1 pseudogene is annotated in these 371 nt (G+C 61.2%); it reads left to right on the top strand.

From position 1 onward, the window contains the following. A pseudogene (locus U5782_RS41420) lies at nt 1-371 on the top strand (muconate cycloisomerase); the annotation flags it as partial.

Below are 371 nucleotides of genomic sequence, written 5' to 3'. Positions count from 1 at the left end.
ACGATTGAACGCATCGAAACCCGCCTTGTCGATCTGCCGACAATTCGCCCCCACAAGCTTTCCGTGGCGACGATGTACGGGCAAACCCTGATGCTCGTGAAGGTATTTTGCAGCGATGGCGTGGTCGGCATCGGTGAAGGCACCACGATTGCGGGCATGGCTTACGGACCCGAAAGCCCCGAAGCGATGAAGGTGGCTATCGACACCTATTTCGCCCCGGCCATGATTGGCCAGGACGCCACCCGCATCCAGGCGCTGATGGCGCACCTGGGCAAGCTCGTGAAGGTCAATCACTTCTCGAAGAGTGCGCTGGAAACCGCGCTGCTCGACGCCCAGGGCAAGCGTCTGGGTGTGCCGGTGAGCGAGCTGCT

The organism is Paraburkholderia sp. J67, assembly GCF_905220265.1.
GTDB lineage: Bacteria > Pseudomonadota > Gammaproteobacteria > Burkholderiales > Burkholderiaceae > Paraburkholderia.
The sequence above is the reverse complement of the archived record's forward strand: the minus strand, read 5'-3'. Positions and strand labels throughout refer to the sequence as shown.